12 protein-coding genes and 1 pseudogene are annotated in these 12,996 nt (G+C 47.2%); 10 read left to right on the forward strand and 3 right to left on the reverse strand.

Annotation, left to right across the window (positions count from 1 at the left end; genetic code table 11):
• Positions 1 to 48 precede the first annotated feature (48 nt).
• The 3 genes from aceB to L6442_RS12130 all read left to right on the forward strand — a co-directional run bounded on the left by aceB (position 49) and on the right by L6442_RS12130 (position 3,633).
• Positions 49 to 1,647: a malate synthase A gene (gene aceB, locus L6442_RS12120; protein WP_212979965.1), complete on the forward strand. Its 1,599-nt coding sequence runs from the start codon at positions 49 to 51 to the stop codon at positions 1,645 to 1,647.
• A 32-nt stretch (positions 1,648 to 1,679) separates the two neighbouring features.
• Positions 1,680 to 1,862 (forward strand): hypothetical protein, encoded by a 183-nt coding sequence (locus L6442_RS12125; RefSeq protein WP_212979964.1) that lies wholly within the window; start codon positions 1,680 to 1,682, stop codon positions 1,860 to 1,862.
• 445 nt (positions 1,863 to 2,307) lie between these two features.
• Entirely contained in the window at positions 2,308 to 3,633 is a 1,326-nt protein-coding gene (locus L6442_RS12130; protein ID WP_212979963.1) for a DRTGG domain-containing protein, read from the forward strand.
• A 66-nt stretch (positions 3,634 to 3,699) separates the two neighbouring features.
• Here L6442_RS12130 and L6442_RS12135 read toward each other — a convergent pair whose 3' ends face one another.
• On the reverse strand, positions 3,700 to 3,858 hold the full coding sequence (locus L6442_RS12135; protein WP_194233746.1) for an aspartyl-phosphate phosphatase Spo0E family protein: 159 nt from the start codon (positions 3,856 to 3,858) through the stop codon (positions 3,700 to 3,702).
• A gap of 303 nt (positions 3,859 to 4,161) precedes the next feature.
• Between L6442_RS12135 and L6442_RS12140 the strand changes: the two genes are divergently transcribed.
• The 3 genes from L6442_RS12140 to L6442_RS12150 all read left to right on the forward strand — a co-directional run bounded on the left by L6442_RS12140 (position 4,162) and on the right by L6442_RS12150 (position 5,903).
• Positions 4,162 to 4,443, forward strand: a complete 282-nt coding sequence (locus tag L6442_RS12140) for a hypothetical protein (RefSeq protein ID WP_212979962.1) — start codon at positions 4,162 to 4,164, stop codon at positions 4,441 to 4,443.
• Positions 4,444 to 4,797: 354 nt separating this feature from the next.
• The gene (locus tag L6442_RS12145) at positions 4,798 to 5,148 is read left to right on the forward strand and encodes a DUF3973 domain-containing protein (RefSeq protein ID WP_228101354.1); all 351 of its coding nucleotides are present in this window, start codon (positions 4,798 to 4,800) and stop codon (positions 5,146 to 5,148) included.
• A gap of 203 nt (positions 5,149 to 5,351) precedes the next feature.
• Positions 5,352 to 5,903 (forward strand): delta-aminolevulinic acid dehydratase, encoded by a 552-nt coding sequence (locus L6442_RS12150; protein ID WP_212979961.1) that lies wholly within the window; start codon positions 5,352 to 5,354, stop codon positions 5,901 to 5,903.
• A gap of 176 nt (positions 5,904 to 6,079) precedes the next feature.
• Here the strand turns inward: L6442_RS12150 and L6442_RS12155 are convergent, their stop codons facing one another.
• Complete coding sequence (locus L6442_RS12155; RefSeq protein ID WP_212979960.1) at positions 6,080 to 6,913, reverse strand: methyltransferase domain-containing protein; 834 nt, start codon at positions 6,911 to 6,913, stop codon at positions 6,080 to 6,082.
• A gap of 222 nt (positions 6,914 to 7,135) precedes the next feature.
• Here L6442_RS12155 and L6442_RS12160 point away from each other — a divergent pair.
• Positions 7,136 to 7,325: pseudogene (locus L6442_RS12160) on the forward strand (GNAT family N-acetyltransferase); the annotation flags it as partial.
• A 62-nt stretch (positions 7,326 to 7,387) separates the two neighbouring features.
• Complete coding sequence (locus L6442_RS12165; RefSeq protein WP_212979959.1) at positions 7,388 to 7,915, forward strand: DinB family protein; 528 nt, start codon at positions 7,388 to 7,390, stop codon at positions 7,913 to 7,915.
• Positions 7,916 to 8,030: 115 nt separating this feature from the next.
• On the opposite strand, the gene L6442_RS12170 is transcribed toward L6442_RS12165, so the two are convergent.
• Entirely contained in the window at positions 8,031 to 9,689 is a 1,659-nt protein-coding gene (locus L6442_RS12170; RefSeq protein ID WP_212980021.1) for a histidine kinase N-terminal 7TM domain-containing diguanylate cyclase, read from the reverse strand.
• A 270-nt stretch (positions 9,690 to 9,959) separates the two neighbouring features.
• Here L6442_RS12170 and L6442_RS12175 point away from each other — a divergent pair, with 270 nt between their 5' ends.
• Together L6442_RS12175 and adh are read left to right on the forward strand one after the other, a co-directional pair.
• On the forward strand, positions 9,960 to 10,874 hold the full coding sequence (locus tag L6442_RS12175) for a phosphotransferase (RefSeq protein ID WP_212979958.1): 915 nt from the start codon (positions 9,960 to 9,962) through the stop codon (positions 10,872 to 10,874).
• 595 nt (positions 10,875 to 11,469) lie between these two features.
• Positions 11,470 to 12,990, forward strand: coding sequence for an aldehyde dehydrogenase (gene adh, locus L6442_RS12180; RefSeq protein WP_212979957.1), 1,521 nt, complete (start codon positions 11,470 to 11,472; stop codon positions 12,988 to 12,990).
• The last annotated feature ends 6 nt before the right edge of the window (positions 12,991 to 12,996 follow it).

The raw sequence follows: 12,996 nt of genomic DNA on the forward strand, positions 1-12,996 counted from the left end.
AACCCTAATCAGCATTTCAAAGCCATTTTAAAAAGGGAGGTTCGACCTATGAACCGTGTGAGCCGGGCAGACCGTGAATTGAAAGGGGATTGCAGCTCCGAAGCGCATCGCATTATTTTGACGCCTGAAGCGCTGGACTTCGTGGCATCGCTCGAAAGGCGATACGGGAAGCGGCGCAAGGAGCTGCTCCAAATGAGAGAAGAGCGCCAGCAAAGACTCGACGCAGGCGAATGGCCGGACTTTTTGGCAGAGACGGCACATGTCCGGGAAGGGGATTGGACCGTTGGTTCCATTCCGGCCGACCTGCAGGATCGCAGGGTAGAAATTACAGGTCCCTCCGGGGATCGTAAAATGGTTATCAATGCGTTAAACTCGGGCGCCAAAGTATTTATGGCGGATTTCGAAGACGCCAATTCCCCAACATGGTCCAACACGCTGGAAGGTCAGGTTAATCTAAGGGATGCGGTCAACCGGACGATACGGTTCGCTAACGAAGCGGGCAAAACCTATGAACTGGTTGAAAAACCAGCCGTGCTCGTCGTGCGGCCGCGGGGCTGGCATATGGAAGAAAAGCATCTGTTGGTCGACGGGGAGCCTGTCTCGGCATCGCTATTCGATTTCGGCCTGTACTTTTTCCATAATGCGGAGGCGTTGATCCGGCAGGGAAGCGGTCCTTACTTCTATCTTCCGAAAATGGAAAGCCATCTTGAAGCAAGACTGTGGAATGAAGTGTTCGAATTCGCGCAGCAGGAGCTCGGGATTCCGCGCGGCACGATCAAGGCAACCGTCTTGATCGAAACGATCCTGGCCGCCTTCGAGATGGATGAGATTCTGTTCGAGCTGCGTGATCATGCGGCCGGGTTGAACTGCGGGCGTTGGGACTATATTTTCAGCTATATCAAGAAACTCCGGAGCAAGCCGGACGTCATTTTGCCCGACAGGGCCATCGTGACGATGGAATCGCCATTTATGACGGCCTATTCGCTGCTAGCCATTCAAGCCTGCCATCGGCGTCAAGCCTACTGCATCGGAGGCATGGCTGCCCAGATTCCGATCAAACACAATCCGGCCGCTAATGAAGCGGCGCTGGAGAAAGTGCGGAAAGATAAGCTGCGGGAAGCCCAGAACGGCCATGATGGCACATGGGTGGCGCATCCCGGTCTCGTGCCGATCGCCATGGAGGCGTTTGATGCCCATATGCCGGGAACGAACCAGCTCGGGAAGCTGCCGGAGCGCGAAATCACGGCGGCGGATTTGCTGGAGGTTCCGGAGGGGCCAATTACCGAGGAAGGCGTGAGATTGAATGTGTCGGTCGGCATTCAATATTTGGAGGCATGGCTTCGAGGAATGGGCGCGGTGCCGATCAACCATCTGATGGAGGATGTTGCGACCGCTGAAATTTCGCGAGCCCAGCTCTGGCAGTGGATTCATCATCCGCGCGGCGTGCTTGACGATGGACGCAAGGTTACGATTGAGCTCTTCGATCGAATCTTTCAGGAAGAGCTGGAGAAAATCCGCCTTCGTATCGGCGAAGGGCAAGCCCCCGGCTCTCGGCTGGCGTCGGCTGCCTCTCTGTTCCGTGATATGACGGTTGCCGATACGTTTGAGCCGTTTTTAACCGGGCCGGGTTATATGCATTTATCCTAATTTACTCATTTTTCAAAAGGAGGTTCACGCACATGGCGATGAACAAGGTCAACAGCGCTACAAAAGAAGAGACGGTGGAGTGCACATCGTTTTACCCGCTGTCATCTGAACTTTTGGATTCGCAATATCATTCGAGCAGCGAGGAAGTCCAGCAATCCTCCTTGCCGCTGTCGCATTATTTCATTTCTAATTATTATTTCTACCGCAATGATTGATGAATGACTTGCAAGACAAATTCCAAGGGGCCCGATTCTCCCCGAACGGGCCTTCTTGGAATTTTCTTTTTCCGCATATAAGTACGTGTTCAAAAAGTCAGGTTTTCAGCACCGAGAAGGTTGGATGAAGCCAGGGACTGAGGAGCGGAGCGTAGGCAAAACCTACGTGAGCACCGGAAGGCCCGGCTGAATTCAAGATTTGATGTCGAAGTTACTTCTTGATTCACTTCGTGTTAGATATAGAATTTATAAGTTATCTAGCTATGCTGATAAAATTCTATATCGCAAGAAAAACTACAGCTAAAGGTGGTCTGTCTGCAGTGATAGTACGTCAATAGACGTTTTTCTTATCAAAAGCGGACTTTTTGAACAACCTCTATAGTTTCATTATTTTCCCCATGCTATATAATAGAGATATTCCGTTGTATAACAGAGGGGATAGCTAATGAATTCTTATGAAATGACAACGAAGCACGAACAAATTATACAATACATCGAAGAGCTTGACATAGGGACGCGCATTTCCGTGCGCAAAATCGCCCAGGCCTTGAACGTAAGCGAGGGAACGGCTTACCGCGCCATCAAGGAAGCGGAGGGCCGGGGCATTGTCAGCACGAGAGGGCGTACAGGGACGGTACGAATCGAGAAGAAGGAACCGCAGCATATCGACAAACTGACCTTCGAAGAAATACGAAGCCTGGTGGATGGAGAAGTGCTGGGCGGCAAAGGAGGCCTTGACAAGACGCTGAACAAGTTCGTGATCGGAGCCATGCAGCTCGAAGCGATGATCCGCTACATTGAACCGGGGAATTTGCTGATTGTAGGGAACCGGAACAAAGCCCATCACAGCGCTCTGACCTTGGGTGCAGGGGTGTTGATCACGGGAGGCTTCGATACTCCGGCGGAGGTTCGCGAGCTGGCGGACGAGCTTGCGCTTCCGGTCATCAGCTGCAAATACGACACCTATACGGTGGCGGCGCTCTTGAACCGTGCTTTATCCGAACGGATGATCAAGAAGCAGATTATCTTGGTCGGCGATATCATTCGGAAAGACATTCCGCTCACCTCGATTCATCAGTCCAGCACGGTTGGGCATTTGAAAAAGCTGATCGAGGCAACCGATCACAACCGCTTTCCCGTGGTGGATGATGCGAACAAGCCGGTGGGCATGATTATCGCCAAGGACATTATTGGCGCTTCCGACAGTGAATCGATCAAGAATTTAATGAGCGTAAGTCCAATTACGGTCATGCCCCATACCTCGATTGCGACCGCAGGACATATGATGGTATGGGAAGGCATTGAGCTGATTCCGGTCGTTGACGGGCAGGAAAAACTGATCGGGGTGATCAGCCGCAAGGATATATTAAAAGCGATGCAATCGGTTCATTCCCAGCCTCAACAGGGAGAGACTCTGGAAGATCAGATCTGGTCGGCATTCGAGGAGATTCGAGACGATGATGGCAGGCTTTATTTCCGCGGTCCCGTTCATACCTCGATGATCAACCAGATGGGGTATATTTCCGAGGGCATTCTGGGCAGCATGATCACCCTTGCCGTCACCAGCACGATTAAGCAGCATAAGAAAAAGGATCTGCTTATTGACCACACATCCGTTTATTATTTGGCGCCGATCGAAATCGAGAACATCGTGGAAATGATCCCGACGGTGATCGAGCTAAGCCGCAGGTTCTGCAAAATCGAAGTGGAAATGTTCGTGCAAGGGCAGCGAGTCATTAAGGCAATGGTGACCGCCCGATTTTTGGATTAACAAAATCATCGTGGATGTTGTATATGGGGGACCTGCTGAAAAGAATTCAGCAGGTCCTTATACTTGTTATTTCTTTTCTTTCAACAACTTCTGGTAATCATTTAATGCACGGTCCAAGTTTTGGCTGGCATTAATGAGCTCCGGATCGGTCAGACGTTTGTGTAAGGAAAGTTTATTCAATTCCAACCGAAGCTCTTCAATTTTCAGATCCATCTTGTTCACCATTGAACAGCCCCTAGTAAGATTTGTATCTATATTAGACGTTCGCTGTGCGCACCCGCGACCGTGATGCGGAATCCCATCCTCGCCCCGTTCCGCACCGGGTAGAAGTGGTAGTACAATTTTCTATAATTTGAATCTATGTTCCTTCTTGAAATGATCAAATGTTGTCGACAAAAGTGTAAAAAACGGAATAAAAGTATGAATTTGCCTAACAATAGAGATATCTCATGTTTGACACAGGAACCTATGTTCGTGTAAAATAGGAACAAACGTTCTTGTCATAAATCATTTCGGGAGGTGCATTTCATGCTTGCAGATATTGATCGCAAGATACTCCGGATTCTTTACAACTATTCGAGCGGGCGCCATCGTTTGCCCACCATGGAAGAATTGACGATTAAAACGGGCAAGGCTGCAAAAGACATTACCCGTTCGCTGATCAGACTGGAGGATCAGTTGTACATTATTTGGGACAACAAACCTTTTGTCGAGTCGATACGAATTTTACAGAGCAGGGAGCAGCATGGGGAACGGGGGCAATCTGTAACGGCCGGCCACAATAATACGGATTATTGGACTGAGTATTAAATTGAGAATTATGGGTACGATTTTAATTTCTATTCATCTATTGTGAAGATCATTCAATACGAAGCTGACGTTCGGTTAAACGCTCCGGGCGTTTTTTTGTTTTGAGCTTACCATCAGCCCGGAAATAAATTAAAACGCAAAAGTGTTGAGATTTTTACAACAAACTTGATGTAGTCATGCACATTTCTCAACACCCGGAAATAAAATGTGGATGTAACCAAAACATATTACAGGCATGTGAGTCTTAAATGGAGGATGGAATATTTTACATTATCGATTGCGTATTGTTGGGGATCGTTGCTTGCTTTTTCGGAATACGTGTCTTGAATCACTTTCATAAGAAGAGGTGAAGGAATGATGTATTATTATTGCATCGTTTGCCAAGGTTTACATGAGGAAAAACACACTCCTGGGAAGGTTTTTGAAAAGGGATTTTATATCGACGAGACGGGGACTGGAGCGAAGTTCCATCTGGGCATGTGTGATCTGTGCGTCAAAGAGAAAAAATTGCATGTCAGAAAGGATTATACATTCGACATGATCGACAACTGGCTGCCCGCCTATGAATTGATCGAACCGGAGGAGACTGTGAGCGCGAAAATAAGCGCGATAAAAGATCCGGTCCCAGGGCTGCGAAAAATCGACCAAAACAAGGGGCGGAAGTGGTCCGTTAAAATCAAAGTAGTCCGGAACACGCCATCTTAATGAAAGTTCCCTGTTTCCACAGCATGGCAATTTGACTTTCGACCTTCCATATTTTATGGTATATACAATGATTAAATAGGGGGATATTTGAAACAATGAAGCTTATACATTAACGTGATGCCACTATTACCGCCCATGCCCGAGCACCTCCGTAGATTGTTTGAATCAGCATTCAAATGAACAATATTATGGAGGGATAAGATATGAGCAAAACGGTAATGAATGTTGCATTGGTAGTCGGCCCGGACACGGATATGGATTCGCAAGCTATACGTATGACGCTTGAATATCTTGGAGCGCGGGTTTTTACGTATTGGGTCGGGAGGCCAAGTGATTTGATGTCCGTTCTTTCCGGCGAGGATCTTTATGCCGATACGGAAATGATCATCCTTAATTTCCATGGAGATGAAGGGAAATTGATCATGCCGGAGTTGGGCGAGGACGTTTACGATGATGAAGAACCACGTGGAGATTTCGGCCCGGATGAAATTAAGCGTGTTACGAAGCTGGACGGAAAAATAGTCTTTGGCAACGGATGTTCGTTAGGGGAGCCTGCATTAGCGCAAGCGTTTTTGGACGGAGGCTGCCAAATGTATATCGGTCCGGACGATTATCCAGACGGTAACGATGCACTGATGTTCATTTTACGCGTATTTTATGAAATGATCCAAAATGAAAAGGACATACGTGAAGCTTATCAGCTCGCCAGATCGATGAACGAAGAAATGTCCATGTTCCAACTTTATGAAAAATAACGTCAATGATTCGAAGAAACCATCCTTTAGCGGATGGTTTCTTTTTGTGATATTTTATTGAGAAAGAACTTGTCAAACAAGCTTTGCAAGGTCAAGTCTTAGCTCGTAAACATGAATAATGGATTTTCTACCTCAAACGAGAAATTGAAAAAGGGCCTTTGATCGGCCCTTTTCCATCACACCCGGATATCCGATATTTTTTGCGCAATCATTTTGGACATCGCATGTTGATGGGGAATGCCTGACGAATTGCAATCGAATACAATCTCTGCGCTGTCCCGAATATACCAGTCGCGGTAGTGCGCAAGCAGCTCGCCGGAATACCAGTTAAAAGCATAAGGTTCATTTTCCGGGGGCGGAGCAATAAACGGCTTGCCCACAAACGCGTTAAAAACATGCATTCCGCCTGGGTTCGTGAATTGCTTATAATTTTCGAATATTTCTTGCCGGAAGTCCGGTTTGATATAATGCAAAACCCCGCTGGAAAACAAAATGTCGAAATGGGTGTCCAAACGGTAGTCCACAATATCCGCTTTAAAAACATGAACATGCACGCCTGTTTGGGCAGCAAGTTTTTTCGTTTTCTCTACGCCCGCGTCCGTCACGTCAAATGCGGTAACATCATACCCGTTCCTGGCGAAAAAGACCGCGTCTTTTCCTTCGCCGCATCCGATGTCCAATAATTTTACATGTTTGGTCGGCGGCATGAGCTGCAGCACCTGATAACATACCTCATTCGGCACGGTTCCCCAATAATATTCTTGCGTTTTATACGTTTCTTCATAAACCGTAACCGGTTTGTCCTGCGAAACATATCCAAGGAGTTTATCAACGCTCACCTGCAAGGTTCGGGATAACGCCGGCAGCAGTGATATATCCGGCATCGTCTGGGCATTTTCCCACTTGGATACTGCTTGAAAAGAAAGTCCGAGTGTTTGCGCAAGCTCCTCTTGCGTCAGTCCCCGTTCTTTACGGTAAGTGCTGATGTTCCTTGCCAATTGCTCTTTCATATTTTGCTCTCGCTCCTTTCGCTCACCCCCATTTTATTGGAATTGCCATCCGACGGACAATAACTTCATATTTGATTTTTGGGCGTGATTCAACCATGGGTTGAGTCCGCGAATATGCATTGCTTTTGTCTCCAAATGACCCGCAGGTTTCCGCCTTTTGAACATAGGGAGATTCATCAGGTACTCTGGAAATAAATTCGAAACTGTATTATTATACTTGTCATAGCGCAACTGGAAATGAATCTGCATAGGGTATCACTGCGCGTCTTTTCGTTTAAGGAAAAGGCGATTCACTTGTATAAAAAGCTGGGATTCGAGCAGGAAGGGACTTCGCGCCAAGCGATTTTTCAGGGAAGGAAAGTGGCATGATATCATTCACGTGGGGATCCTTCAGCACCAATACATAAAATAAACACAGCGGCACCGCTAGAAGCCGCCTACCTCTGCGGGATCCACTGAAAGGAGAGTGCGGATATGAATTTTAAGTTGGAAGAGGCAATTGAGGTTTTGGAGCGCACGCCGCAAACATTGGCGATTTTTTGTTCCGGTTTATCGGAGGGATGGCTGCAATGCAATGAAGGCGAAGGAACCTGGAACGTCTCCGAGGTGATTGACCATCTCATTGAAGGGGAGAAAAACAATTGGATGCCGCGGCTTAAGTTTATTCTTCAGGAAGGCGAAAGCCAGCCGTTTCCCGCATTTGACCGTTTCTCCCATTTGCAAGACAAGCCCGTAACAACGATTGAACAGAAATTGCTCGAATTCAAAAACATCAGGATGCAGAATGTTGCCGAACTCCGTAAACTTTTGGACTCTGAGACGAAGCTTGAGTTAACGGGATATCATCCGGCTTTTGGCGTCGTGAAGTTAAGGGAATTGATCGCGACATGGACGGTCCATGATATGACGCATATGTCCCAAATCGTTCGGGTGATGGCGCAAAGATACAAAACCGATGTCGGGCCTTGGATAGAATATTTGGGGATATTAAAAAAGGGATAAGTAAAAATGCAAGCCGACATTGCCCGGATACGGGTGGTTGTCGGCTTGTTTTGGGATCAGTTTTGCTGCGTTCTTATGGTGGCTGATCCCTCTATGTAAGTATTAGGACCAGATCTTATTTAATGCTGCTGACAATGCGGTTGCGTCCTTCTCTTTTGGCTTTATACAAGACTTGGTCCACAGCTTGCAGGAGATCGGTAATGATGCTTCCGGAATCCGAAGCAAGCTTGATCGGGAATTGATGGATGGACAAGAGCCCGATGCTGACCGTAATGGATATAGCCCTAATCGGATGAGTGACGGTTATGGCATTGCCTTCAATAGCGGAGCGGATTTGCTCTGCCAGATGATATGCTTCCGCCGCATCGGTGCCCGGTAAATAGATAATAAATTCCTCTCCGCCAAAACGCGCCAATATGTCGGCTTTCCGCAGCCTTTGTTTGATCAGCTCAACCGTGCCGCATATCACCTCATCTCCGGTTAAATGACCGTAATTGTCGTTAATTAATTTGAAAAAGTCGATATCCAGCAGCAGTATGGAAAAGGGCGTTTGATCCTCCATATTTTTTTTGACTTCGAACCCCAGCTGCTGCGTCAAATAATTCCGGTTGTAACAGCCTGTCAGGCTATCGGTGAGTGCGAGCAGCCGGAGCTTTTGATTGGTAAGAAACAGCTCCTCTTGAATCGAGATAAGTGATTGGTTGCGCTCTTGCAGCGCTTCGTTTTGCGATGTTGTTTCGTCAATGAGACGGTGCAATTCGCTCATATCCTGGAAAGTGATAATTCGTCCTACACGGGAATTCCCGACCATGATCGGAGAGACGTGAATGTGTACATAACGCGGATCGCTTTCCCCGTAGGATACATCGATTTCCGCACTTTCCAGCGGGCGCTCCCTGTAACCTTTTATAAACGAAGCGATGCTGTTTGCCGTTTCCTGGTTCGGGAAGATCGAATGGATGTCAAAGCGGTCTCCTATGCGCAAATGAAGATCAGGGGGCAGCGATTGATTGATTTCCATGATCATTTCATTATCGTCGAGCACAACAATCCCAAGCGTAATCGTATTGATGATGTCCCGATGAGCAATCGAAATCAGATTAAAAACTTTATCGCGATGAATGGCAACGACAAAAAAGACGGCTGACAACAAAATGCCAAGCGAAGTCAGTCCCGGAATGACGACTTTAGGGAAAGGATAAATCACGTTTACCAGTATATCCGTCCAGATTAATGCGACCACGACCAAAATCCCTTTAAGCACTTGTTTCACTTGTTTTTTGATACGGGGTGAATGATCCGATACCAGCGTCCGATAAATCATATAGAGAGAAAGTATGCCGTACCCGATAAGGACCACCGCCGTAATCCAAAAAAGCGGCCCGTAGGTTCTTTGTACGTAACCACCGCTCAAGGGACGGACAAACAAGCCGTTCGGGTTCAGCATAACGCCCAGCGCTACGATGACAGCAGGCACCGGGATGGCGAAATAGAGCTTTTTTCGAGATATCAAAGAATGACCTGTTAAAAGAAGCGTAAAGAAAAACCACCCGACAGCTAGCAGAGCCATGTCCAGAAAAGCAAGTTTTACATACAATAATTGCAGTTCCGGATCTTCCGTCGTTTTAATCGCAAACTGGCAAAAAGGCCATAACATCATAAAAAAATGAAAACCCAAATACACCTTATGCAAAGTAGTAATGGAAACCGACACAAACATATAAACCCATAGAATAAACAAAAGGAGTAGAATTGCTAGATCGATCCATGCCATAACACCCAAATGTACACCTCTTAAGCGAAAGTGGAATCTACTTATTTTAACATGAAAAGCGGAAGGTCGTATTTCTTTAAATTAAGAATTAATAAGTACTCGGTGTTACAAAAATTGATTCTTCAAGCAAAAAAGTCAAATGAAGAATGGGGGCTGTTTTCCGTCTGCAAAAAATATGAAGGCCGGGGTAGGCTATCCTTGGGCAATGGAGATATTTTATAATAGAAAGGAAGGTTGTGACAACAAATTTCCTCGCTTAAGGAGATAACAATGGCAAATTCGAATGTATGGGATGCTGAATGGGAAGTTTCGGAAGAAATAGCATCCCAATTGATTTATGGCCAGTTTCCGCAGCTGTCCTCCAAACCGATCCGGAGCTTGGGACACGGCTGGGATAATACCGTTTATCTTGTCGGCGGCGAATATGTTTTTCGTTTTCCCAGACGTAAAGTGGCCGCCTTGCTGCTCAATATGGAAGGAGGAATTTTGCCCAAGCTGGCGGAATTATTACCCCTCCCTTGTTCCAAACCGCTGTTTTATGGCGAAGGCAGCAGTGAATATCCATCGCCGTTTCTGGGTTATACCTATATGCCTGGAACATTTCCAATCGGGTTGACCGATACGGAGAGATCGTTATCTGCTGCCAAGCTTGGTGAGTTTTTAAAAAAGCTTCATACTTTCCCGCTGGAAGTGGCACGTGAACACGGAGCGCCGAAGGATCACCGAAATCTTAACGATATTGCTGCACGCAAAGAAAAAATGCTGCGTTTCCTGTCTGATCTTAAGAAATATGTCAGCAAAGAAGAATATACGGAGATCGAAGACTATTTGCAGCAGTTGGACCTGGAGCGGGTGCAGCCCAAAGAAGTATTTCTGCATGGCGATTTGCATTTCAAAAATATGCTCGTAGACGAAACCGGGAAAATATCAGGGATTATTGACTGGGGAGATATGAACATCGGTCATCCCGCTTGCGACTTGAATATCGCATATAGCTTTTTACCGCCCGCCGCACGGTCATCCTTTTTTGCAGTTTATGGAGATGTGGATGAGGAAACGAAAATTTTGGCCCGTTTGATTGCTGTATATATCCCGATGCTGATTTTGCTGCAAGCCGCTTCCGATGGGGATACGAACATTGTGGATGAAGCCAAAGCCAATATAAAACGCGCATTAGCGGATTAGAAGTGAACAAGAAATGAATATGAGTTTTTAGTACTGAGTCAGATACACTGTTTTAATGAGGCTGAAAATAAAGTGTGAATAGGTTTTTAGAACTATTTTCAAATCCCTTCCCGGCGCATATGTGTATGTTATTTTGAGTGATATATTTGAAACATCGCCGAAAATCAAGGGGTATGAACGTGTGAGTTCGGCAGATTGGAAAACACGGAATTCGTCTGGCAGCAATGTGGCTTGGCAGAGTCGCTTGAGGCCTAAGGGACGAATTCTTTTTTTTGCGGGAAAAAGTCTTCTCTGTCGGACGATCCCGGGCGTTAGAAGGTTCATGTCATTATTAGGGAAAAACGAATTTCCGTCTGCCTAAGAAATGCTCTATTAATCTGGAATAGAATGATGTCCTTCACCATAGATTGAAAAAAGAGGAGGTCAAATTTTTAATTTAATTGAACACCGTTCATTTCGGACAATATGCAAGCGCAGACCAATGTGAAAGTTGTAAACCACGGCACTATGATAGCGCTTACTTAAAATCTTGCATTTTTTCCTGCATTGGACCAAGGCAGAAGAAAACTTGATGATTAGAGGAGGCTGTTCTTATATGGTATTTGCTGGGCCGGGACAGAATGGATCTAAGGTTAATTTTAAGAAGCGTTATGAAAATTATATCGGCGGCAAATGGGTTGCTCCCGTGCAAGGACAATATTTTGAAAATGTTTCGCCTGTGAACAACCTGGCGTTTTGCGAGGTGCCAAGGTCGACCGCGGAAGATATCGAGCTGGCGCTGGATGCGGCGCATGAGGCCAAAGATGCCTGGGGACGCACATCGGCGGGGGAGCGCGCGCTGATTCTGAATCGGATCGCGGATCGGATCGAAGCCAATCTGGAGATGCTCGCTGTGGCCGAAACTTGGGATAACGGCAAACCGATCCGTGAAACGATGGCGGCCGATCTGCCGCTTGCGATCGATCATTTTAGGTATTTTGCCGGCTGCATCCGTGCGCAAGAAGGATCGTTAAGCCAAATCGACGACGATACGGTTGCTTATCACTTCCATGAGCCGCTTGGGGTTGTGGGCCAGATCATTCCATGGAATTTTCCGCTTTTGATGGCTACATGGAAACTGGCGCCGGCGCTTGCGGCAGGCAACTGCGTCGTGCTGAAGCCTGCAGAGCAGACACCCGCATCGATCATGGTTTTGATGGAGTTAATTGAGGATCTGCTGCCGCCAGGCGTGGTGAACATTGTTAACGGCTTTGGCCTGGAGGCAGGCAAGCCGCTTGCTTCAAACAGCAGAATCGCTAAAGTAGCGTTTACGGGGGAAACGACGACCGGGCGCCTGATCATGCAGTATGCCTCTCAGAATCTCATTCCGGTCACGCTGGAACTGGGCGGCAAATCCCCGAATATTTTCTTTGAAGATATCATGGCCAAAGATGATGCTTTCTTTGATAAAGCACTGGAAGGCTTTACGTTATTTGCGCTGAACCAGGGAGAGGTCTGCACCTGTCCTTCCCGGGCGCTCATTCAGGAATCCATTTATGATGAATTTATGGAACGGGCATTGAAACGGGTCGCTGCCATCAAGCAGGGCAATCCGCTCGATCCGGCCACGATGATTGGCGCTCAAGTATCTACCGAGCAGATGGAGAAAATCCTCAGCTATATCGACATCGGCAAACAGGAAGGAGCGGAATGCCTGATTGGCGGAGGTCGCGCTTCGCTTGAAGGGGAACTGGCTGACGGTTATTATATCCAGCCTACCGTGCTTCAAGGGAATAATAGCATGCGCATTTTCCAGGAAGAGATTTTTGGTCCTGTCGTGGCTGTGACGACCTTCAAGGATCAGGAAGAAGCGCTGGCGATTGCAAATGATACGCTTTACGGCCTTGGCGCCGGGGTTTGGACGCGTGACGTGAACACCGCCTACCGGGTCGGACGCCAGATTCAGGCAGGGCGCGTCTGGACCAATTGCTATCATGCGTATCCGGCTCATGCAGCCTTTGGCGGCTACAAGTCCTCCGGTATCGGCCGTGAAAATCATCGGATGATGTTATCCCATTACCAGCAAACGAAAAATCTGTTGATCAGCTATAGTCAGAGCGCGCTGGGCTTCTTCTGAAAAGGG

This window comes from Paenibacillus azoreducens, assembly GCF_021654775.1.
In the GTDB taxonomy this organism is placed as follows: Bacteria; Bacillota; Bacilli; order Paenibacillales; family Paenibacillaceae; genus Paenibacillus_AQ; species Paenibacillus_AQ azoreducens.